18 protein-coding genes and 2 pseudogenes are annotated in these 22,519 nt (G+C 61.0%); 14 read left to right on the forward strand and 6 right to left on the reverse strand.

What is annotated here, in order from left to right; translation table 11 throughout:
• Window positions 1-272 precede the first annotated feature (272 nt).
• Both UAA55_RS05560 and UAA55_RS05565 read left to right on the forward strand, forming a co-directional pair.
• Window positions 273-560, forward strand: a pseudogene (locus tag UAA55_RS05560) (transposase); the annotation flags it as partial.
• Window positions 556-723 (forward strand): annotated as a pseudogene (locus UAA55_RS05565) (IS3 family transposase); the annotation flags it as partial. The pseudogenes UAA55_RS05560 and UAA55_RS05565, both read left to right, overlap by 5 nt.
• A gap of 114 nt (window positions 724-837) precedes the next feature.
• Here the strand turns inward: UAA55_RS05565 and UAA55_RS05570 are convergent.
• Window positions 838-1,278 carry a hypothetical protein gene (locus UAA55_RS05570; protein WP_322951660.1) on the reverse strand — a complete coding sequence of 147 codons (441 nt, stop codon included), beginning with the start codon at window positions 1,276-1,278 and terminating at the stop codon, window positions 838-840.
• Window positions 1,279-1,756: 478 nt separating this feature from the next.
• Here UAA55_RS05570 and UAA55_RS05575 point away from each other — a divergent pair, with 478 nt between their 5' ends.
• The 10 genes from UAA55_RS05575 (at window position 1,757) to UAA55_RS05620 (ending at window position 14,599) form a co-directional block, all read left to right on the forward strand.
• A complete protein-coding gene (locus tag UAA55_RS05575) occupies window positions 1,757-2,662 on the forward strand; it encodes a tetratricopeptide repeat protein (RefSeq protein WP_322951934.1) in 906 nt (301 codons plus the stop codon).
• A 40-nt stretch (window positions 2,663-2,702) separates the two neighbouring features.
• Window positions 2,703-4,955: a TonB-dependent receptor gene (locus tag UAA55_RS05580; protein WP_322951661.1), complete on the forward strand. Its 2,253-nt coding sequence runs from the start codon at window positions 2,703-2,705 to the stop codon at window positions 4,953-4,955.
• A gap of 6 nt (window positions 4,956-4,961) precedes the next feature.
• A complete protein-coding gene (locus UAA55_RS05585) occupies window positions 4,962-5,645 on the forward strand; it encodes a Fe2+-dependent dioxygenase (protein ID WP_322951662.1) in 684 nt (227 codons plus the stop codon).
• A gap of 68 nt (window positions 5,646-5,713) precedes the next feature.
• Entirely contained in the window at window positions 5,714-6,520 is an 807-nt protein-coding gene (exbB, locus tag UAA55_RS05590) for a tonB-system energizer ExbB (RefSeq protein WP_322951663.1), read from the forward strand.
• A 4-nt stretch (window positions 6,521-6,524) separates the two neighbouring features.
• The gene (gene exbD, locus UAA55_RS05595; RefSeq protein ID WP_322951664.1) at window positions 6,525-6,950 is read left to right on the forward strand and encodes a TonB system transport protein ExbD; all 426 of its coding nucleotides are present in this window, start codon (window positions 6,525-6,527) and stop codon (window positions 6,948-6,950) included.
• The gene (locus UAA55_RS05600) at window positions 6,947-7,756 is read left to right on the forward strand and encodes an energy transducer TonB family protein (protein ID WP_322951665.1); all 810 of its coding nucleotides are present in this window, start codon (window positions 6,947-6,949) and stop codon (window positions 7,754-7,756) included. Before exbD ends, UAA55_RS05600 begins: the two co-directional genes overlap by 4 nt.
• 112 nt (window positions 7,757-7,868) lie before the next feature.
• Window positions 7,869-8,327 carry a hypothetical protein gene (locus UAA55_RS05605; RefSeq protein WP_322951666.1) on the forward strand — a complete coding sequence of 153 codons (459 nt, stop codon included), beginning with the start codon at window positions 7,869-7,871 and terminating at the stop codon, window positions 8,325-8,327.
• 604 nt (window positions 8,328-8,931) lie between these two features.
• Window positions 8,932-10,011, forward strand: a complete 1,080-nt coding sequence (locus tag UAA55_RS05610) for an efflux RND transporter periplasmic adaptor subunit (RefSeq protein ID WP_322951667.1) — start codon at window positions 8,932-8,934, stop codon at window positions 10,009-10,011.
• A 12-nt stretch (window positions 10,012-10,023) separates the two neighbouring features.
• A complete protein-coding gene (locus tag UAA55_RS05615; protein WP_322951668.1) occupies window positions 10,024-13,116 on the forward strand; it encodes an efflux RND transporter permease subunit in 3,093 nt (1,030 codons plus the stop codon).
• Window positions 13,109-14,599 carry a TolC family protein gene (locus tag UAA55_RS05620; protein ID WP_322951669.1) on the forward strand — a complete coding sequence of 497 codons (1,491 nt, stop codon included), beginning with the start codon at window positions 13,109-13,111 and terminating at the stop codon, window positions 14,597-14,599. The genes UAA55_RS05615 and UAA55_RS05620 overlap by 8 nt, the downstream gene beginning before the upstream one ends.
• Window positions 14,600-14,649: 50 nt before the next feature.
• Here the strand turns inward: UAA55_RS05620 and UAA55_RS05625 are convergent, their stop codons facing one another.
• From UAA55_RS05625 to UAA55_RS05640, 4 genes are all read right to left on the reverse strand, one after another.
• Window positions 14,650-15,543 (reverse strand): AraC family transcriptional regulator, encoded by an 894-nt coding sequence (locus UAA55_RS05625; RefSeq protein WP_322951670.1) that lies wholly within the window; start codon window positions 15,541-15,543, stop codon window positions 14,650-14,652.
• 228 nt (window positions 15,544-15,771) lie between these two features.
• Window positions 15,772-15,915 carry a hypothetical protein gene (locus UAA55_RS05630; protein WP_322951671.1) on the reverse strand — a complete coding sequence of 48 codons (144 nt, stop codon included), beginning with the start codon at window positions 15,913-15,915 and terminating at the stop codon, window positions 15,772-15,774.
• Window positions 15,916-16,107: 192 nt separating this feature from the next.
• Window positions 16,108-16,752 carry a TetR/AcrR family transcriptional regulator gene (locus UAA55_RS05635; protein ID WP_322951672.1) on the reverse strand — a complete coding sequence of 215 codons (645 nt, stop codon included), beginning with the start codon at window positions 16,750-16,752 and terminating at the stop codon, window positions 16,108-16,110.
• Window positions 16,753-16,802: 50 nt separating this feature from the next.
• On the reverse strand, window positions 16,803-18,287 hold the full coding sequence (locus UAA55_RS05640; RefSeq protein WP_322951673.1) for an ATP-binding protein: 1,485 nt from the start codon (window positions 18,285-18,287) through the stop codon (window positions 16,803-16,805).
• Between the two features lie 597 nt (window positions 18,288-18,884).
• Between UAA55_RS05640 and UAA55_RS05645 the strand changes: the two genes are divergently transcribed.
• Both UAA55_RS05645 and UAA55_RS05650 read left to right on the forward strand, forming a co-directional pair.
• Window positions 18,885-19,823, forward strand: coding sequence for a helix-turn-helix transcriptional regulator (locus UAA55_RS05645; RefSeq protein ID WP_322951674.1), 939 nt, complete (start codon window positions 18,885-18,887; stop codon window positions 19,821-19,823).
• A gap of 28 nt (window positions 19,824-19,851) precedes the next feature.
• Window positions 19,852-21,108: an MFS transporter gene (locus UAA55_RS05650; RefSeq protein WP_322951675.1), complete on the forward strand. Its 1,257-nt coding sequence runs from the start codon at window positions 19,852-19,854 to the stop codon at window positions 21,106-21,108.
• On the opposite strand, the gene UAA55_RS05655 is transcribed toward UAA55_RS05650, so the two are convergent.
• Window positions 21,062-22,516: a TolC family protein gene (locus tag UAA55_RS05655; RefSeq protein ID WP_322951677.1), complete on the reverse strand. Its 1,455-nt coding sequence runs from the start codon at window positions 22,514-22,516 to the stop codon at window positions 21,062-21,064. The two genes, UAA55_RS05650 and UAA55_RS05655, sit on opposite strands and share 47 nt — an antisense overlap.
• Window positions 22,517-22,519 lie beyond the last annotated feature (3 nt).

Below are 22,519 nucleotides of genomic sequence, written 5' to 3' on the forward strand. Positions count from 1 at the left end.
TCTGTAGAACAAAGGCGCGACAGCCGTGCTGTGAACATTATGATCCGCCCTCCAGCCGTAAGCGCCGGGTTGGTGGGCCAGGGTGAAGCTGAATTCGCAGGAATGAGCCCGCACCCTCGCTTGGCTGCGTCGCTAGCCAGGCTTTTCTTCGGGCGGATCAAGGAGATTGGGGCCGTTCTTATCCGGTGTGGTTACCGGCGCATTCACATTTTGCTGTGGCGTGAACCGCCCCGAGTTTGCCGGAGGCTCTACCCTTATGAGAGGATGGAGCTATGGACGAGCATCGCAAACGGAAGTCGTTTTCGCATGAGCTGCGGGAACGGGCGATCCGTATGGTTCAGGACCATCGGGGCGACTACGCATCGGAATGGGCGGCGATCATGTCGATCGCCGGCAAGATCGGCTGCACGCCGGAGACGCTTCGTCGATGGCTGCGGCAGTCGGCCGGAGCTGTCACGGCACCAGACGGCATGAGCGCCGAGATGCGCGAGCGGCTGAAGGCTCTGGAGCGGGAGAACCGGGAGCTGCGGCAGGCCAATGAGATTCTACGCAAGGCATCGCCGGGGGCCTTGGCGAACCTTGGAAGCCGTCGAGTTCGCCACCCTGGAATGGGTCGACTGGTTCAACCACCGCCGTTTGCTGGCCCCCATCGGGAATATCCCGCCAGCCGAGGCCGAGGCGCGCTACTATGCTGCCGCCGACAACCAAACCTTGGCGGCATGACGCACAACAGTCAGCCTCCGGCAAACTCGGGGCGGTTCACCAACTTTGCGTCAGAATCGACTTGGTATTGGAGCTATATTCTCAGAAGTGAACCTGCCGCAATAACGGAGCGGTTCACGTTCCATAGTCCTGGACAGCGGCTGTGCCGGTCGACGCCTTGTCGGAAGGGCAGCGCAGCAACTCTCTCGCCTTGTCCAACGCTTCGGCGTCGGACGCGACCACAAGCATCGGGTAGCCCCAGAACTTCTCGGAAACCACCTGGAATGCCTTCATTGCAAGGCGTTTGGTTGCCGATGGTTCGACATAGACCATCGCTTTGACGAAGGTGCTAAGGCGCTGCCTGTTCTTCTTGGACCATAGCGCCATCTTCTTGCGCTGGGCAGGATCATCCTCGTGGTCGGCATCGTCAGCGGCGGCTCCCTGGCCGATGATCACGAATGGCGTCTCGCGATCAAGCAAGCTCTCAAAGGCGGCGAACGCGTCGTCTTCAGTTTGGGCGGCCTCCTGATCGTAACTGAGCCTCACGATCGGAAATTCCGCGACATTCAAGAACATGGTGCACTCCTAATACTCGCTTCGGGGGGCGGCCCATCTATCGGAACCGTGGCGCCGCGCCGTTCATCAGCACAGAAGATAGCCGCTTAGCAGACCGGCCACATTCCACTGTCCGGTCAGAAAGTTATGCAAACCAGACAAGCGGGTCCGGCGGCGGGGTGAAAGCCCGCCCTCGGCGTCCGCTCATGCCTTGTGGCCGAAACGAGCAATAAAGTGACTGGATTGTGCGATGTCAGACGTTGAGGGACGTGGCACTAATAGGAATTAAGAATGCGTTGCAATTGCGATTTCCGGAATCATGCCAGTTCGTCAATGCTATGGAGATGTAGGCCAGGTGCCTGCTCATGGAGATTATGCGCCAAAGGCGCCGTTGTCGGCTGAACACGCAGCGACACTGAGCGGCGACGCGGCACCGACACCACCTCGGCTCGTCATCCAGCTCCGACCTCAGCGCGTCACTGCTGATGGCTTGCGCAAAATGCTGGCGAATAATCCGCAGGCGGCTGTCCGCTGGATGAAGGCCGCCGCACAGGCGGGGCTGGCGCCCGCGCAGCTCGTATTCGGACAATTGCTGCTCGATGGCCGAGGAATTGTGCGCGACCCTAAAGCGGCGTTCGCCTGGTTCGAGAGGGCCGCCGCAACCGGTGATCCTGAAGCCCGCAACATGGTCGGGCGCTGCTACGAACAGGGGTGGGGTGTCCCCGTCGACCAGGCGCGCGCAACCGAGTCATTCGAGATCGCGGCGCAGGCTGGCCACCTTTGGGCGCAGGTCAACCTGGCACAAATGCTGATGCGCGGAGGCGATCCGAAAGATCGCCCTCGATGCTTCGCTCTGTTCAAGGCCGCCGCGGAAGGCGGCACCAGTAAAGCCAATCTCAAGGCGATGAACTCGCTCGCGCGCTTCCTGGAGGAAGGCTGGGCGGGGCCATGCGACCCGGCCGGCGCGCTGTTCTGGTATATGAAGGCCGCCAAGTTGGGCGACCACTGGGCGCAATACAATCTCGCCACGATCCTGTACCGCACCGGCGACGTGGGAACTGCCGATCAATGGCTGCAGCGCGCCGTCGCCAATAGCGACAACGGATTCCGCCGGCGCATCGCGCCCCTGCTGCTGGCGCAGCCAGAGACCACGTTGCGGCGACGTGGCCTCGAGGCGCTCCAGCGTATCGCGGAAGGCGGTCAGCCAGGCGATCTCTATGCTTATGGCGTCGCGCTGGAAAACGGTGTGGCGGGTTCGCCAGACCCCGCCGGTGCGCGGATGCTTTTCAAAACGGCTGCAAAGAATGGGCACGCGGGAGCGACGGATCGCCTGCGCGCGATGCGGTCACCGATGAAGCTGGTCGCGGCATTTGCGCGCCGCTGCGCTGAGAATCATCAGAGTTGAAGGGGGTATTGTGATAACGATTAAAACTTTGCGGCCTGCGTTGACGGGCCTGGGCGCGACGGCCAGCCTCGCGAGTGGCGTTCTCTTCATCGCCGCCGATGAGGCTGGGGCTCAGGATGCCGCGCCGGCGCAGCCGCCCGGCGGCGGAACGGTTTGGCTTCCTGCGCTCAAGATCGAAGGGACGGAGGCCTCATCGACCAACGCCCTGCAAACCGATACCGGCCTCAACCGGCTTCCGGACCCGCTGCAGAGCACGCCGCAGACAATTACCGTCATACCACAGGTGGTGATCGAACAGCAGCACGCCACCACGGTCGACCAGGTGCTGCAATACGTGCCCGGGATCACCGTCGCGACCGGTGAGGGCGGTGGCGGAATATCTGGCGATCAGTTCCGCATCCGTGGCTTTGACGCTTCTGGCGATCTGTACGTCGATGGACTCCGCGACTTCGGGTCCTATGTGCGCGACAGCTTCGCCACCGAGAACATCATGGTGCTCAAAGGCCCCTCGTCGCAGAGCTTCGGCAATGGCACGACCGGCGGCGTGATCGAGATGGACAGCAAGAAAGCCCATCTCGGCGATGAGTTATCATTGGAGGCGACCGGCGGGATGGGACCTTACGGGCGCGGTGTGCTGGACGTGAATCGCCAGATCGACGACACGACGGCGGCGCGGGTCGTCGTCATGGGGAATCGCCAGGACATCGTCGATCGCGATCATGTCTATTCGGACCGGTGGGGTGTTCTCGGGTCCCTCGGTTTTGATCTGGGCACAGATCAGCAAGTCATCGTCGATTACTTCCATCAACATAGCAACCAGCGGCCGGATTTCGGCGTCCCCATGGTCAGCGTCGCGGGCACCATTGGTGAGCCCGTCACGGAATACGGTGTCCCACGCTCGACCTATTATGGGCGCGAAAGCGACCGGGATCTTATGGACGCCGATGTCGGCACGGTCCTCTACAAGGGTCAATTCGGCGATTGGCTGACACTTACCAATGATACGCGCTTCGGCCATTACACACGGGACCTGAAGTTCACACCGACCATGTGTGCGTCGCCGGGCTATCCGTTCCCGAGCACATGCGCAACCGATGTTCTAGCGGGAAACCTCAACACGCCCTACACGATTTGGGCGGTTGGCGGAACCAAGCAGACAAGTTATGGCGGCGAAAACGTCACGACGGCGGTGATGCGGTTCGAAACAGGGTGGTTCCGCCACGAACTGGTGTCTGGCGTCGATGCGTATGCGCAGCATGCGACCACAAACTTCTATTTGCCGACCGGCCCCGAGCCTGCGGGAACATTGCTGCATCCAATCTTCAATAATTCGCCGGGCTTCGCCGACGTCATATCCCCGGCCAATCGCACGACGGCGACGAGCTGGGATGTCGGTCCCTTTATCAGCGATCGGATGTGGCTGACGCCGGAGCTTTCCATCCTCGGCGGCGTTCGTTGGGATCACTATCAGGTCGACGCCAATGTGACGGGCAACCAGGTCAAGACGACGACGAATTTCGCCAGCCCCAAGGCTTCATTGATTTGGGAGCCGACCGCCCAGCAGACTTATTACTTCAGCTACGCGCGTTCGTTCACGCCCCCAGCCAACAATATCACCTCGCTCAGCTCCTCCCTTGGGCTTTCGCAGTATGGCACGCAGCAGAATCTGAAGCCTGAGGGCGATGAGACGTTTGAGATCGGCGGCAAATGGAGCCTTCTCAATGATCGGCTCGGCGCGACGGCGGCCTTGTTTCGCGTGAATAAAAGCAATGTCTCCTACACCGATCCGGTGACGGGTATTGCGACAACCACCGATGACAATGACCGGGTGCAAGGCGTGGAGCTGGGCCTGACCGGGAAGATCACGGCCGAATGGGATGTGCAAGCATCCTACTCCTATATGGACAGCAAGATCGTCGCATCCGCCATCACTCCGTTCACGCCCGTCTCCGCGGCCGGTAACCGGGTGCCTTACGTTTCGAAGCACGGTGCCTCTTTGTGGTCGACTTATGATGTGGCCTCTCTCGTCGAGGGATTTCCCGGTCATCTTCTTGTCGGTGGTGGCGTGAACTATCGTTCTGATTATTTTGTAAACAACTTGAATACGCTGCGTATACCCGCCGCGACCACAGTTGATGCAGTGGTTTCCTATGACCCCACCGACAAATACCATGTCGCGATCAACGTCATAAACCTCACCGATGCGCTGGCCTACAGCTCCGCTTTTGCCAACGGTTACGCGACGCCGGTCGCTGGCCGCACCGTGACCGTGACCGCGGCTGTGAGGTTCTAGGCCATCATGCTGATCGAAATTCCCCAGGTCCTGTCGGCGGACGAGGTCGCTACCGTCCGCCGTACCATAGAGGCCGCGGTGGTTGTGGATGGTCGCGTCACAGCCGGCGACCAAGCGGCACGCGCAAAGCATAATCTTCAGCTTCCGGAAGGTTCGGCCGCGGCGCGTGAAGCCGGCGACATCATCCTGCGGGCGCTGGGCCGGAACGCCCTGTTCAACAGTGCCGCGCTGCCCCTGCGCGTCCTGCCGCCGCTTTTCAACAGGTACGATGTTGGCATGCGCTTTGACACCCATGTCGATGGCGCCGTGCGGGCGGTACCCAATGCCGGGATACGGATGCGCGCGGACTTGTCGTCAACACTCTTCCTCACGGAGCCTGAGGCTTATGATGGCGGGGAGCTGGTGGTTGAGGACAGCTACGGCCTGCATGTGGTGAAGCTGCCCGCCGGTCACATGGCCCTCTATCCGGCCGGCAGTTTGCACCGGGTTAACGAGATAACCCGTGGCACACGCTGGGCATCATTCTTTTGGACCCAGTCGATGATCAAGGACGAAGGGCTGCGCACGCTGCTTTACGACCTTGATCGCGCGATCATAGAGGTGCGAACGTCCTTGGAGGGCGACACGCAGGGGACACTGGCGCTTACCGGCGTATATCACAACCTGCTCCGGCGGGAGGCGGAACTATGAGACGCCTATGCAGCGCCATCTCCCCGCCCTCGTTCCGACGCCCGTCCTCTCGAGGTTGGTCGTTAGCTTTGCTCGCCGCACTGTTGTTGGTGCTGCCTGTCACCGGCTTTGCTCAAACCGCGGCCATTCCGCCAGCGGCAGCGACGGATGCCCTGCCGCAGCGCGATTTCTCCCCCTTGTCGATGTTCCTCCACGCGGACTTGGTGGTGAAGGTGGTTATGGTCGGGCTGGCTTTCGCTTCGGTCATGACTTGGACGGTGCTTATCACCAAGGGGCTGGAACTTGCCCACGCGACGCGTGCGCAGAGACACGCGCTACGCGCTGTCGATCAAGCCCATTCGCTTGGCGATGCCACCAAACAACTCAATGGAAGCCCATCATCGATCCTTGTCGCGGCGGCTGAGGAGGAGCTGCGCCTTTCCGCCGCTGGCCTGGGGGATCCCGGTGGCAGGCATGAGGGAAATATTTCACGCCTGGAAGATCGCATCGGTTCTCGGCTCGAGCGCCTCGAAGCGGCAATCGGGCGGCGCATCGTCAGGGGAACGGGCCTCCTCGCCACCATCGGCGCGACGGCTCCGTTCGTCGGCTTGTTCGGCACGGTCTGGGGCATCATGAATTCCTTCATCGGCATCTCGAGGGCCCAGACCACCAATCTCGCCATCGTCGCGCCGGGCATTGCCGAAGCGCTGCTGGCGACCGCTTGCGGCCTTGTCGCCGCAATCCCGGCGGTGGTCATATACAACCACTTCGTTCGCCAGACAGCGACCTACCGGGCGATCGTTGCCGATACGTCGGCTGCGGTGCTGCGTCTGGTATCGCGGGATTTAAGCGCCGGCGCGCGGCCTGAAGTTGAACTTCATGCCGTAGCGGAGTGACCTCATGGCGATCCGTATACATCACGGCGACCAAGGGCTTGCGGAAACCCACGAGATCAACGTCACGCCGTTCATCGACGTGATGCTGGTGCTGCTCATCATCTTCATGGTCGCGGCGCCGCTTGCGACTGTCGATGTGCCCGTCGACCTTCCGGCCGCGACAGCGCCGCCGCAGCCGCGACCGGACAAGCCGATCTTCCTTACGGTCAAGGCGGATCACAGCCTGATGCTGGGCGACAATCCCATAGTCCAGGATGGTTTGGGCGCCGCCATCAACTCTTTGACACACGGGGATAAGGAGCAGCGGGTGTTCCTGCGTGCCGACAAGACGGTGGATTACGGCACGTTGATGAAAACCATGAACGCTCTGCGTGAGGTAGGGTATCTCAAGGTCGCGCTGGTGGGGCTTGAAGGCGGCGTTTCGCCATGACCGTGCTCGCGGCCACCCGGAAGATTAACGCGGAAATGCCTGCCGCACAGACGAGCATACTGTCCGTTGAGGCGCTATGGCGCGACGAGGACACACGGGCGCGGTGGCGGTGGGCTGTTTCACTTGCCGCGATCCTGGGGATCCACGCCGCACCCGTGTTCGTCGCCGCGTGGTGGTTCACACCCGTTGAATCAATGCCTCCGCCGCCTCCGCCCGCGATTATGGTCGATATGGCTCCAATGCCGGCTCCACGGGAAGCGGCGCCGGCGGAGATTCCGCCACGTCCGCAAGAGCGCCGCGTTGAGACGGCCGCATCCCGTCCATCAATAAAAATACCACCGCTGGCGCATGTGGCGAAGGCGGCGGCCGCGCTCGCCGCCCCTCCGCGACCCCAACCCCAATCTACTACCGACGAGACGCCGGCGACCGAGACCATCCCGCAGCAGCTGGCCGCCGCATCGCCATCGCCGGCAGCTTCGGCGCCAAGGGCGGCGGCCGGATCGGGCGTATCCATACCGACCTGGCAGGGATTGCTGCTCGCTCAACTGGAGCGCTTCAAGCGCTATCCCACGGATGCGCAAACGCGCCATCAGCAAGGCGTCGCCTATCTGCGTTTCACTATGGATCGCGAAGGACGAGTGCTCAGCTCCCGGCTGGAGAAGTCATCAGGCTATGAACTCCTCGACCGGGAGGCTCAGGCATTGATCGAGCGAGCGCAACCTCTGCCAAAACCGCCGCCCGAACTGGGCTCCGATCCGGTCGAATTGGTGGTCCCCATCACGTTCTCCCTCCACGGGCCGCGCTGATTGCGCCGATGAAAGAGCGAAGTATGAGCCGCAGGCCACCTATCGCGCCAGCGGCGGTGCTCCGACGACGAATTCATCAATCACGTTTTCTTTGAATATTGGAGAGATAACCATGAATGAACCGACAACACTATTGCGACACCAGGTAGCTCTGCTATGGTTGATGACGGCCATCGGTAGCCTAATCTATGCCGTGATGCAGTTGCTGACTTATCTAAGCACCTACATTGCGAGCCATGGCGCCACACCGGCGATCGTCTTGGACGCAGGCGCCTTGTGGGCCTTCGCGATCCTTTATGTGCTTTGGCTCATCCCTCCCGTGCTGGCGGTTACAGTGCGTTTCCGCGCGGCAAACTGGTCTATGCTCCTGCTTGGTGGTTTCCTCGTCATTGGTGGTACCTTCGGTGGCATCTTTGACGGTATTCGTGACGGCGGCCATATCATGGCCACCGCCTTGATCGCGGTTACCTTGCCCGGCGTCATCGCGCTTCGCGCGACGTGGCGTCTGCTGCGCAACGATAAGAACCTGGTCGTGAAGAGCAAAGCCGTTCACGGCGTTGCGTCGAACTGACGGCATACAAAGCAAAGGGTCCAGGCCGGCAAATTCGGAAACAATCCGGAGGATGTTGGCGGCGCGCCACCAATCGTGCGGCCGGCTGAGGATCGTGTCCCTGGACGGAAGAATCCGGCGGCAACGGTGGGAAGCCCGGACCCGCCGGCCCCTGTCGATGACCACTTTGGCGAGCCCCGGGGGCGGCCCGGGGCGGCATATCCTGCGATCCCGCTACGCGGCTTGAAAAATCCTCGTCCTACCGGGAAGCACCGTCTTGGCGCCCGAGACGTGGCCGGTTTGAACAATAATCTGGCAAAGTTGCGGAATGCTTGAAGTCGAGCAGATGGATATCTTCCCTTGGCTCACGGCGATCGTCTGACGTGGCGCATGGCCCGGCGAGAGCACGACAATATTCACCAGTGGATCGCACCATGGCACTTCGCCACTCGAATTCGCTTTGCCCGTTGTCAAGCCTAGGGACAGTAAGTCCAGCCGCCCAAAGCCGGTTGAATGTGGAACGGAGGCACATCAGTTGCCTTCAGGGGGCTATCTTTGCGCGGCCGGTGACTTGGACACCAACGGCACCAGACTATCAGTGCCGGTTGTCGGAGGGGCATTCCTGATGACCAAGCGCATTTTGGCCGCGGCCTTCTTCATGGCGATCGTCGTGTTGGGTCTCTTCAGTTGGCGTCAGCTTCGAATGGGCCCGTCGGGCGCAATGGCATTCCCGCCAGCGGACGTGTCGGCCATGACGGTGGAAGCACATTCCGTTGGGAGTACGTTGCGTGCGGTGGGTTCGCTCCAGGCGGTGCAGGGCGTCACTCTAGCGTCTGAGCAGCCCGGCCGCGTCATTGCCATCAATTTTCAAGCCGGCCAAACCGTGAAGGCTGGCACGCCGCTCGTGCAGCTCTATGACGGCCCGGAACGTGCGGGCTTGGCCGATGCTGAGGCCAAAGCCGAGTTTGCGCGCCTTCAGCTCGACAGATCTTTGGGCCTGGCGTCGACCGGCGCGGAAGCGAAGCAGATCCTGCAGCAACGCCAGTCGGAGTTCACCCAGGCGAAAGCGGCGATTGCTCAGTACAACGCACAAATTGTCCAAAAGACGATTGTCGCGCCCTTCGACGGTGAGATTGGCATCCGTCGCGCCAATCTGGGGCAGTATCTTCATGCTGGCGATCCGATTGCGACACTGACGAGCCTCAATTCACTTTATGTCAACTTCACCGTGCCGCAGCAGAGCCTGTCAGCATTGCATGTCGGCGGCTCGGTCGACGTCAGTTCCGATGCCTTTCCAAACCAGTCCTTCAATGGGCGGATCACCACCATCGAACCCGTGATCGGGGACGACACGCGCAACGTCACCGTCCAGGCCACGATTTCGAACATCGACCACAACCTTCGGCCCGGTATGTACGTGACCGTTGGTGTGGTTCTTCCTGCGCGATCAGCGATCGTCGTGCCTCTAACCGCCGTTCAGACCTCTGCCTCGGGAGATGCGGTGGCCGTCGTGCGGGGCTCAGACGCCCAGCATCTTGGCAAGGTGGAGTTCGTGCCAGTGAAGCTCGGTCAGCAAACAGGCGGCGACGTGATCGTCGAGGCGGGACTGAAGCCCGGTGACGTCATCGTGACGGTGGGCCAGCTTCGCCTTCAGCCCGGTGGTGCGGTCAAGGTGACCTCTTCTACCCCTACCGCCCAGCCGTGATCGGATTTGACGATGCGCTTCACCGACCTTTTCATCCGCCGCCCTATCCTATCGCTCGTCGTCAGCTTGCTCATCCTGCTGATCGGCATCAGCGCCGTGTTCTCGATCCCGATACGGGAATACCCCTACATGGAGAACACGATCATCACGATCGAGACGCGCTTTCCTGGCGCGACGCAGGACGTGATGCAGGGTTTCATCACCCAGCCGATCGCACAGTCGATCGCGACCGCGAACGGTATCGAGTACCTTACCTCCACGTCGACACAGGGCGACAGCAAGATTTCGGCGCGGTTGACCCTGAACGCCAACGCCGACCGCGCGATGACCGAAATCCTCGCAAAGGTCCAAGAAGTCAAATATCGCCTTCCGGCGGGAGCGACCGACCCTGCCATCACCAAGTCGACGGTTGGCGGGACTGGTGTCCAGTACGTCGCGTTCTATAGCAAGACGCTTTCCCTGTCCCAGACCACCGATTTCGTCGAGCGGGTGGCTCAGCCTCTGTTCACGAGCATCCCGGGCGTGGGGTCGGCCGACGTCATCGGCGGTCGGGATCTGGCCATGCGGATCTGGCTCGACCCGACAAAGCTGGCCGCGCGCGGCTTGTCTGCAAGTGACATTTCGTCGGCGCTTCTCGCCAACAACGTGCAGGCGGCCCCAGGGCAGCTCAAGAGTGAACTTACCGTCAGCAATATCACCGCGGACACGGATCTCCGCGATGTCGACCAGTTTCGGCAAATGGTCGTCAAGACCGGCGCCGACGGTTCCGGGATCGTTCGCCTCGGCGAGGTTGGGACGATCGAGATTGGTGGCAAGAACTACGACACGGCATCCTTCGCGAATGGGTATCCTGCGGTATTCATTCAGATCCAGCCAACCCCGGACGGCAATCCGCTCGAAATTGTAAGGCAGGCCCAGGCACTCATCCCGAAGATCAGGACCATGGCGCCGGCTGGGCTCACCGTTGAGCCCAACTACGACGTGGGCAAGTTCATCAACGCCTCGATTTCGGAAGTTGAGGAGACGCTGATTGAGGCGATCGTGATTGTGATCGTCGTGATCTTTCTCTTCCTGGGCTCCGTGCGCGCCGTGATGGTGCCGATCGTCACAATCCCCCTTTCACTGGTGGGGACATGCGCGCTGATGCTCGCTTTCGGTTTCTCCGTGAACCTTCTGACGCTGCTGGCGATGGTTCTCGCCATCGGTCTTGTCGTGGACGATGCGATCGTAGTCGTCGAGAACATCCATCGGCATATCGAGGAAGGCCGCTCGCCCATTCAGGCGGCGATGATCGGCGCCCGCGAGATCATCGGGCCGGTGATCGCCATGACAATCACGCTGGCCGCGGTCTATGCGCCGATTGGTCTGATGGGCGGCCTAACCGGCGCGCTGTTCCTCGAATTCGCTTTTACCCTGGCATGCTCGGTGCTTGTCTCGGGAATTGTCGCGCTGACCCTGTCGCCGATGATGTGCTCGTTTCTGTTGCAGCCCAAGTCTGAAGAATTGGGTCTCGCGAACAAGATCGAGCATGGGATCGAACGTCTTACCGATGCTTACAGGTGGCTGCTTGGCAAAACGCTCCAGGCGCGCCCGGCGGTGCTGGTGGTCGGTGCGTCCGTCCTGGCCGGAGTGATTGTCTTGTTTCTCGGCACCCGGCATGAGCTCGCGCCGACCGAGGATCAGGGCGTTGTCCTGGCTGTGACGAAGGCACCGCAATATGCCGGCGTGAGCTATTCGTCCCGCTATGCTGACCAGCTTCAGAAGTCTTTCGCCGCCATGCCGGAGTACGAGAGCAGCTTCATGCATATTGGCGGCGCGAGCGGCGGTGGGCCGAACACGATGCTTGCCGGTGATATACTCAAGGACTGGTCGCAACGCCGACGCGCTGCGACAGATATCCAGAATGTCCTGCAAATCGAAGGCGGCGCAGTCCATGGCGAGACAGTGACGGCGCTTCAGCTGCCGCCATTGCCTGGGTCGACGGGTGGATTTCCCGTTCAGATGGTCGTGCGGTCGCCCGGCGATTTCGAAACTTTGTACGCGACCGTCGAGAACCTCAAGGCGGCGGCCAGGACCAGCGGGCTATTCGCCTTCGTCGACAGCGAGATCGCTTTCGACAGCCGGTCGACCCATGTCGTGATCGATGCAAGCAAGGCCAACGATATGGGGATCTCGATGCAGGCGATCGGCGACACGTTGGCGGTGCTCGTTGGCGAGAATTACATCAACCGCTTCAACTTTCATGGTCGCTCCTACGATGTCATCCCGCAGGTGGCGGGTGTGGACCGGGTCACGCCGGCCGACCTGGGGCGCCTCTACGTCAAGACGCGTTCGGGATCAGTGGTTCCTCTCTCGACGGTGACACGCATCGAAACGGAGCCCCAGGCCAATCAGTTGACGCAGTTCAATCAAATGAATTCCGACACTTTGCAGGCGGTTCCTCTTCCCGGTGTGACCATGGGAGAGGCCGTTTCCTTCCTTCAATCCCAGCCGTTGCCAACCGGCATGACCATCGATTGGCTGAGTGACAGCCGTCAGTACGTCCATGAGGGAAACAGGCTGATCGCATCGTTCGGCTTCGCGCTGGTCGTGATCTTCCTGGTCCTCGCCGCCCAATTCGAGAGCCTGCGTGACCCGTTGGTCATCCTCGTGACGGTGCCACTGGCAATATGCGGTGCGCTTGTGCCGCTGTGGCTCGGCTATGGCACCTTGAACATCTATACCCAGATCGGGCTCGTTACCCTGATCGGGCTGATTTCCAAGCACGGCATCCTGATGGTCAGCTTCGCCAACCATATTCAGGAGAATGAGGGCCTCGGCCGCTTTGAGGCCATCCAGAAAGCCGCGGGAGAGCGAATGCGGCCGATCCTGATGACGACGGCGGCGATGGTGGCAGGATTGTTTCCACTTCTGTTCGCTGCCGGGGCGGGCTCCGCCAGTCGGTTTGCCATTGGCGTCGTGATCGTCGTCGGGCTGATGGTGGGTACGCTTTTCACGCTTTTCGTCTTACCCACCATCTACACCTTCCTGGGCATCGATCATCGAGCTGTCCTCGAAGGCGGTCGTGCGCGTGATCTCGCTGCGTTGGAGCCTGCAGATGTATAAGCCCACCAGTCGTCGCCTGAGCCTGGTTGTCGTCGCCAGTAGCAGCCTCTTGAGCGGCTGCATGTCCGGCCCGAACTATCAGCCTCCGGCATCCTGGAGCGCTGCGAGCGCGACAGGACCATTCGTTTCGAAGGCGCCAGAGGTGACTCCGGCGGCACCCCTGCCTGCCGATTGGTGGCGGCTCTATGACGATCCGGCGCTCGCCTCGATCGTCGAGACTGCTCTCGCGGCGAATGCGGACCTCCGTGCCGCCAATGCCAACCTGCAGCGGGCTCATGCCGTACTCTCGGAGGCGCGGGCTGGTCGCTTTCCGACAACCACGACCAGTGGCGGCGTGACGTGGGGACGCGGGCAGACCAGCCAAGGCGGGGCCTACAACTCTAGTTCCAATCGGGAGCAGTTCGTCGAGCAGGGCGGCATGAGCATGGCCTGGGAAGTTGACCTGTTTGGCCGAGTCAGCCGGACGATCGAAGCCGCGCGCGGGAGCGCCGAAGCTGAGGCCGCCGCGCGCGATGCCGTTCGGGTAGCTGTGGTGGCGGGGACAACGCGGTCTTATTCCGAAGCCTGCGCGCTCAGTCAGTCGATCAATGTCGCCCGCTCGTCGTTGGCGCTGGCGCAGGACAGCTATCGCTTGGTTGCGGATCAAGAACGTGCGGGTTCGGCATCGAGCTTCGATCTCGAGCGTGCGGGAACGGCGGTGGCATCCGCCCAGGCCGCTATTCCGCCTCTGGAGGGCCAGCGCCGCGCCGCGCTGTTCGAACTCGCGGCCCTGATGGGCCGCGCGCCGTCGGAGGTGCCGGCGGCGGCGACCGCATGCACCCGAGCCCCTCAACCACACCGCCCCATTCCCATTGGCGACGGCGCGGCGCTGCTGCGGCGGCGGCCCGACGTGCGGCAGGCCGAACGGACAGTTGCGAGCGACACGGCTCGCATCGGTGTCGCGATGGCGGAACTCTATCCCAAGATCAGTCTTGGGGGCGCATTCGACTATACGCATAGCGGATCTGGGCAGTTCGGCCCCGCCATATCCTTTTCCTTCGGACCGCTCATCACCTGGAGCTTCCCGAATTTCGCCGTTGCGCAGGCACGCATCAGCGAGGCGCGGTCAACGACCGATGCCGACTTGGCCAATTTCGATGGGGTGGTGCTGACGGCACTCAAGGAAACGGAACAGGCCCTCACGGCATATGCGGCTGATATGGATGAACGCTCCGCGTTGGAGGAGGCCCGAAACCGCTCCGCGCGCGCCTTCGGCTTGGCCGATCGCCTCTACCGCGCAGGGTCGACCAGCTATCTCGACCAGATTTCCGCCCAAACTACCTTGACGGATGCGGAAGCTAAACTGGCCGCATCGGAGCTCAAGCTGGCGATCGATCGGGTCGCATTATTCAAAGCGCTCGGTGGCGGGTGGGAGGCGCAAAATCCCGCCGAGGACAAGGAAGCCAACGCTTCGGTCGCTCATGGAAAGGGCGCCGACATGTAGGGAGAATGACGCTTACGCGACTATTTCGGCCATCCTCATTACCGCGAGGTTCACGAACTGGGCAAAGCCTCGGCGCTCGATCCGAGACTGCAGCGATCAGCCAGATATCGAGCAGGGGATTTGCCCAGGGCCTTTCGGAACATGGTGATGAACGCGCTCGCGCTCTCATACCCAAGATCCTGGGCGACCACCTTGACCGAAACCCCCTGAGCGAGGTGCTGCAAGGCCAGCTGAATGTGAAGCTGCTGGCGCCACCGTCCGAAGCTCATACCGGTTTCCGTTCTCAGGATGCGCGTGAGGTTGCGCTCGGACGCGCCGACTTGGCGTCCCCATTCGGCGATTGTCAGGCGCTCCGCGGGGTCGGACAGCATGGCGTTTATGATCTTTCTAAGCCGCGGATCGCGCGGCATCGGAAAGTGCAATTTCTCGATGGGGGCGGCCGCCAACTCGTCGAGAAGCACGGTAACCAGGCGGCCGTCCGGTCCATCCAAATCGTAAAGTGGGGGAAGTGACGCCGTGCGCAGCATCAACTCCCGCAGAAGCGGGGTGACGGCGATTGTGCAGCATTCGGCCGGCATGACCGCAGCGGCGTCTGTATCGACAAAGAGGCAGTAGATCTTGAGATCGCCGGACGCTTTGAGGCTGTGGGCTTGCCCACCCGGTATCCAGAGTGCGCACTGTGGTGGGACAATCCATGCGCTGTTGTCCACCTCGCAGGTGACGAGGCCGCTGAGCGTGAGGATAAGCTGCGCCTTCCGATGATGATGAAGGCTGGTTTCCTTCATTGCCGCGAGCTTGGTCTCGACGCCGACGGCGATGACCGGGCGCGCTATTTCATAAGCCCAATATTCGTCAGCGCCGTGCTGCGGTGGGGCAAACGCATCATGATTGTTGGGTCGAGCGTCCACGGCGGAGAATTGGCTGGGGTGGTCATATAGCGACATGGTTACCCGATGCGAAAACGGGAGGATTCCCATGATGCCGCCGGCAATTCAATATTGCAAGTGATTATCAATATCGAATTCAATGAGGAGCATAATCGGGAAGGCCGCAGCTGCCCAGTCGCTCGTCCCTGGCGGATTGGAATGTGGATCGGCGCGATCAATTGACCCCGCCGATTTCAAAGGAATCAGATGGTTGTCGTACCGATCGGCGTCCAAGCTGCACGCCGATTAACAGACCCGGCGGTCCATGTCGGTCTCGACGGACTTGGCCCAGCGCTCGGCGTCCTTCTTCTTCTCGAAGGTCTTGGAGACGGGCTTGTGACCGACGCGCCGGACCTTGGCCTGGTAGCCGATGACCTGACCTTCAAGCACTCATCGCAAGCGTTGCCCGCCTTTTTGGAGTTCATCTCAAAACCGTGGATTAGGGCAAACGGAGACCTCCCTGCGAAAGGCGGCCATATCGAGGCTTTATCCAGCAAAAAAGAAGCGGCGGTGGGGCGCTGGGTTTGTGGCGGGCAAGCGGCGAGTGGGCTCCAATCCTGTTGCCGGATTGAGGAAGGCGCTCTACTCATTCGGTAATGGCGATGCGGTGGTAATTATTCCTTGAAACACTGCAGTCATAAAACGTTCCCTGGCTTCAGGAGTTAATGGCCCCCCGAATTGAATTGAAAAGCCGACTGAGGTCGAGATGAGCCCCATCGCCAGATCTTCAGGTGGGATGGAGGGCGTCAGGCCAAGGTGATTGAAGATTTGTCGGAATGCCGCGCCCAGCCGCCGGAAAAACGCTTCCCGTATCATGGAGTAGTCCGCCGCCAAGTCAGCACTGCGGTTGGCATGTAGCAAGAGTTCAGTAGCGAGGGTCGCCCAGTTCGATTTCGGGTTTAGATTTTGGAGGAACGCGACGATCGCGGCCGGTGTCCTCCCTTTGTCCCTGTCTTGAGGCGAGGCGAGAACCTCCTCCGCCATCGCCTCCACCCGGGTTGCGACGCTTTCCAGATGGTCCGCGAGGACCGCCATCAGCATGTGGTCCTTGGTTGGAAAATTGGAATAGAAGGCGCCCTGCGTGTAGCCGGCCGCCTCTGCAACGTTACGGACGGAAGCGGCCGCAACCCCATCACTTGCGATCAATTTCCGAGCGGCCACAATCAAACGCGCACGGGTCGCAAGTTGGCTTTCCTGACGGGTTAATCTTGTTCGACCATCATCCATACTCGACTCATGCAGCACAATCGGCGTACCGGCAACCCTCAATCTATCGGCTAGCCACCGGCGGCGTAAGAGAAGCGTGCGTGGTTGTAAGCCACGGCTCGCGCCTCGTCCGTTGCCTCAATCTTCGACAAACCGTAAACGCGGGTGGTGTCGAGCAGTCGGTAGCGGACGCCCTGCGACGTTTCATGCAGCGCCACCAGCGACTTTGAAACCAAGTTGGCCAGGATCCTCACCACCGAGTGGCTGTCAGAATCACCAAAACTGGCGACGGCGATCGCGGCGTCCAGGGTGAAGTAACCCACGAAAATGGAAATACGCCGGAGCACGGCACGCTCCGGTTCATTCAGCAACTCGTAGCTCCAGTCGAGTGCCGCGCTCAAGGTCTGGAGCCGGGGCGGGGCGGCTCGCCGCCCTTCCCACAGCAGGCGGAAATGCCCATCCAGAAGGGCTGCCGTTTGCTTGATGCCATAGGCTGGAACACGACCGGCTGCCAACTCCAGGGCCAGGGGGATGCCATCGAGCTTGCGGCATATTTCGCCGACCAATGGCGTATCCTCGTCCGACAATTGAAAGCCCAATTGATTGGCCTGGACACGATCAACGAAGAACTCTACCGCCGAGTAGCACAATGCGGCTTCGCTGGAGGGGGGAAGGGTCGGGGGTGGGCATGCCAGCGGGAATAATCGGAAGACATGTTCCCCTTCCGCTCTTAATGATTCCCGGCTTGTGGCCAAGATGCTGAGTTCAGGAAGGCTGCTGAATAGCTTTTCAGCGAGGTCGGCGACGTAATCTATGACGTGTTCGCAGCTATCGAGGATTAATAGCATTTTGCGATCGCGGAAGATCCCAAGAAGATGTTCCAACCGGTGATCGGCCGGTAAGGAGTGGCCCGCGGCCGCGGCGGTGGCGGCGGGAACCAAAGCGTTGCCGCTGAGAGCGCCGAGTTCAACAAAGGCGACACCATCAGGAAAATATTCCAGAAGGTCGTGGCCTAATTTGACCGCCAACGTCGTTTTACCGATACCGGGCGGCCCGACCAGCGTCAGAAAGCGACGCGCCAGCAGTTCCCTTCTGGCGTCCACGACCGTCGCGTCGATGCCGATGATGCGGCGTGTCCTGAGCGGGAGGTGAGGCACCTGCATGGCTGTCGTGGCTGACGGCGCGTCGGGAGTCGGTGCCGCGGTGGCGGTGAAGCAATAGCCGCGTCCCGCCACGGTGGCGAGGTACCTACCATCCTGCGCGCTGTCGCCGAGTGCCTTGCGCAGGGCGACGATATGGAACCGCAGGTTCCCCTCTTCAACGATCACGCCCGGCCAGACGACACGGGTGAGTTCGTCTTTGCTGACCACTTGGCCAGAGCGTTCGACCAAGGCAAAAAGAACGTCGAGGGCCCGGCCGCCCAACGGAACGAGCTTGCCGTCCCGCTCAAGGCGCCTTTCGGCTCGCGACAGGCGGAAGGGGCCGAAATGAAGGCCGTCGCTGCTGCCCTGGTCCCCAACGCTGCCGGCCGCAAGTGGAGAGGCGAACGCCATCATATTGTCCTCTCACAGTTGAGGTCGCGTTCGCCAAAATAGCCAACGCATAGCGTACGCAATCCAGATAGCGTATGGTATATGGGTTTTTGGATCGGACCCCCGGGAATCTGAATGGGGGCGTCAATCAGGAAGGCAGCTTAACAGTGTGGTGAATCAGAAAGATTGAAGCTTATTGGCCGCGTGGTCGCAAATTGCGGTGGGGCCTCGCCGTAACCTCAAGGACCGTGTGAACCAGGCAATCACGCCTCATTCGAAGGATGGTGTTCCAGACCGTGGTCCCGAACCCGCGGCCACCGTTGCGGTAATTCCCGACAGCGACGTCATCCCGTTTTGAGCTTTGGTTGATTGAACGGGGGAGCGACGAAGTGCATATCCATTATGTGGGGTGGTGTATCAGTAGAACGCGGTTGCAGATTTCCCCGTAAAACGCAAAAGTCGGCAAAGAAGTGCTCATTGGCCTACTACGGCGTCGGACGGCGCGCCTTTCCAAACATCTGCTTTGGAAGCGCAATATTAAGATTAAGTGTCACATCACGCTCAGCTTCACCTGAATTCCGCCCTGTCATGCGGGCAGGTTCGCGGTAAGGGATTCCAATCATGTCGGCTAGACAATATCAGCAGGCGGTCAATTTTGAGCAGGCACGACAGCAGCTCAGCGATCGCCCCCTGCGTGCCACCAGTGCCGGCAGGCTATGGGAAGGCATTTCTTTGGATGAATATGCCGACTATTACATGGATGGCAGCCAATTCATGCCGCCACGCGACCACCACATCGTTACCGTTTCACTTGGCCGTTCATCAGAGGTTCTACAGGAGCGGCTTGGTAAGACCTTTGAAAGCCCAAGCCTCTTCGGCGAAGCCACGATGATGCCGGCTGGATACGAAACCCGTTTCCGTGGCCTGTTACCCCGACACATCAGAATTGGCCTGATGCCGGAGCAGTTATTGCAGGCGGCCGATGCCTGCAGGCGCATTGGAACGGCATCCAAGCCTCGCTTCCTCAGCAATTTTCGGGTGCGGGATCCTTGGCTCGTCCACTTGGGCGAAATGCTGTCGCTGGAATTGGGGCGGGCGCCACATCCGGCTCAAGATCTCCTGATTGAGTCCCTATCCGTCGCGCTGTCGGTCCACCTCGTCCGCAGCTACAGCGCCGACGTACATAACAATGCCCCACCCTCGGCGGTGCTATCCTCGGCCGCCATGAGACGTGCCCTCGCTTATGTCGAAGAGCGCGGCATGGAGAAAATCTCTCTCGCCGAACTTGCCGAAGCGGCGGGTGTGAACCGGTTCCACCTGGTCAAGATCTTTAAAAAAGAAGTGGGGATGTCCCCCATGAAATATTTGGAGCGGTTGAGAATTGAGCAGGCGAAAGAGCTGGTTCGGGCCGCTGAACTGCCGCTTGCCGACATCGCCTACGCGGTGGGCTTTTCCGACCAAAGCCATTTCACACGCCGCTTCCGCCACCATGTTGGCTGCACGCCTGCGGCCTATGCGCGGGATAACGGACGACGTTATCTGCCAGTTACCTCCAACTAGTTGATCTATTATGACTGAAGCAACCGTAATGCGCCGCGTCAGCGCGCGATTGATTCCTTTTCTGGGCCTGTGTTTTTTTGTCGCCAGCCTGGACCGCACCAACATATCGGTCGCGGCGTTGACCATGAACGACGCCCTGGGGCTGAGCGCGCAAAAATTTGGCCTGGGGGTCGGCGCGTTTTATGTCACCTATGTGTTGTTTTCGATACCCAGCAACCTTGTCCTGTCCAGGCTGGGCGCGCGCATCTGGTTGGCCGTGCTGCTGATCACCTGGGGAATCGTTTCGGCGATGACGGCGGCGGTCCGGGATGGCGGTGGCCTGATCATCGCGAGGTTGGCACTGGGCGCCGCGGAGGCCGGTCTTTTCCCGGGGGTAATCTTCTTCGCCTTACGCTGGTTTCCTTCGGCATACCGCGCCCGTTTCACAGCGCTATTCGTCGCATGCGGTGTCGCCGCGGCCGCGATCGGGCCTTTGATCTCGGTTCCGTTGCTGCGATTGGAGAACGTGTTGGGCCTGCAAGGCTGGCAATGGCTCTTTGTCATAGAAGGGCTGCCGGCGGTTCTACTCGGCCTGTCCTGCCTTGGGTTCCTGACGGACAACCCCGCTGAGGCGTCCTGGCTGTCCCCACAGGAAAGTGCCTGGCTGACAGAAAGAATAGACGAAGAGCGTCGGTTGATTAATGAACGGAAGGACCTGCCGGCACGTGGCGCGTCTATTCTGTGGATGCTTGTTCTGAGCGCAAGTGTGGAGGTAGGGACCTCTTGCCTGGGGTATTGGCTACCCACCGTTTTGAAAAGCATGGATTTCACCGATGCGGCGGTGGGCTCATTGGCGTCTTGTTTTGGTCTGTTCGGGATGGTCGCCATGTACCTATGGTCGCGCCGATCGGATCGACGCCAGGAACGGCTTTGGCATCTGGCCATTCCGCTGCTTATGAGTGGCTTGGGACTGGTAGCGGCAGGGGGTGTCCTGTCTCACGCGGCATTGGCTTTGCCGGCCATGTGCATGGCCGTCATCGGCGTGACGTCCGCCGCCCCGATCCTCTGGGCAATGCCGGAACGATATCTACCGCCGAGCAACGTTGCGGCCGGAATTGCCCTGATCAACTCGGTTGGCAATATCGCCGGTATCGTTTCGCCCGCCGCGGTCGGCACGATGCGCGACTTGACCGGCGATTTTCACTTGGCGCTCATCGCTTCGGGTGCCCCGATGATCCTGGGCGCCCTCTGCATTCCTTTCATGGCATTGAGCCAGTCGCGAAGGCTAGTGCCGCGGCCGCGGTGAAAACGTTGGCATGGGCATCTTCCTTATCCGACTGGGCGCGGGCAAGGGACGTTTCCGACGTGACTAGTTCGGTATAAGTCCCGACACCATGACGATAAGCTTCCAGGGCGGAATCATAGGCCGTCTGGGCCGCTTTGGTGAGGACCACGGCGGCCTGGTATTCGGCGAAGCTGGTCGTCAGCGCGTCATAGGCGTCGATCACCTGTTTGGACGCGGCGTCGCGGGTTCGGTCGAGTTCCCAATTGGCGGTGGCCAGTTCGGAATTGGCTTGCGCCACCTTGGCGTCCCGCACGCCGCCGTCATAAAGCGGCAGACTGATCCTCAGCAGAATGGAGGACCCGGGAAGATTGACGTTGCTGTAGGGACGGCCCTGCGAACTCAGCTGGCCGATGTTTTCATAGACCTTTGTATCGATCCCCACGGTCGGATAGTAGGTGGCCTTCGCCGACCGAATGCGCCCCTCGGCAGCCCGAACCTTTCCCAGGGCGGCCAGCATGTCGGGACGGGCATTCAATGCCTCGCGGATCATCTGCTCGATATCCCCCGAGGGTAGTGCTGGCAACGGCAATTCGGAACTGTCGGTGGTTTGCAACGGCTCTGACGGCGGCAGGCCTAGGCTGACCATCAGCGCCGTGTAGGCGGCGCGCTCCGCGCCACGCGCCCGTTCGAGATTGAAACGTGTCTGGGCCGTTTCCCGTTCCGCCTGATGCAGGGCCACCACGGTGGCCAAGCCGTTGCTCTGCTTTCCTTGGGTCGCTTCCTGCACCACCAGCGCGTTATCCAGAGCCTTCTGCGCCACTTTGAGCCGGCCACGGGTGGCGCCCAGGGCGAAATAGTCGCGGCTCACTTCATAGATCAGCCGCTGGTGGATGCCGTTGAAGGACACATTGCTGACGAATGAATTGGCCTTGGCCTCGTCAACGGCACCGGCACGCTGACCGAAATCGAACAACAGCCATTTGGCGGTCAGCGCCGGAACCAACTCTCGGCTGTTGCTGGTGAAGTATCCTTTCGGAATCAAAGACGTGGGTGCCGGCAGCGGTGTATGCTGGATCCCGCCGATCGCCTCCGCCGAAATCTGCGGCAGGTAGGCGGCTTCCGCGAGGCCGACCCCCAACGCCGCCTGGCGGGCCCTTTCCCAGGCGATACGCGTGTCAGGATTGTTTCGCTGGGAAAGATCGATCAAGGCCGGCAAATCGTAGCGCCGGGAAGGGTCGACCATCACCGGTGATGGAACGACATCCGGGGCCTCATGGCGCACGGTTGAACCTTGTGCCGGCTGGGCCGAATAATCCGTCGGCAGCAGGATGGGGCGATCCGGACTGGACGGAGCCAGGTCCAGCCTGTCGGCGGCACAGGCGGATGCAAGAAGGGGACAGAGTAGAAGGGCGGTGCGGAGGTACAGCACGGC

The organism is Nitrospirillum guanabarense (genome assembly GCF_034653355.1).
Classification (GTDB): domain Bacteria; phylum Pseudomonadota; class Alphaproteobacteria; order Azospirillales; family Azospirillaceae; genus Nitrospirillum.